At 41.7% G+C, this 242-nt stretch carries 1 protein-coding gene; it reads right to left on the reverse strand.

Annotation, left to right across the window (positions count from 1 at the left end; translation table 11 throughout):
- A partial coding sequence (locus tag AAEY78_RS14715; protein ID WP_352340214.1) for an IS66 family transposase occupies window positions 1–242 on the reverse strand: 242 nt, incomplete at both ends.

The following is a 242-nucleotide window of genomic DNA, read 5'->3' on the forward strand; positions in this document are numbered from 1 at the left end:
TCACTATACCGCATTAATTTCGGCCATTGATTAAGCGTGTATTTTATCGCTTTGCCAATATAACTCCCCGCCGTTACTTTACCTTCGGCTTCATCAAGCCACGCTTTAAAGTGCATTAATATGGGTAAGGCTTTTTCTTGTCGTAACTGATACCGCGCTTGAGGAGATAACTGTTTGTTTTTAGCGTGGGTTTCCAGTTTATATAATTGGCTGATAAAGCTGATGGCTTTATGCGCTCGACC

The sequence above is a fragment of the Psychrobacter sp. 16-MNA-CIBAN-0192 genome, assembly GCF_040309565.1.
Lineage (GTDB): Bacteria > Pseudomonadota > Gammaproteobacteria > Pseudomonadales > Moraxellaceae > Psychrobacter.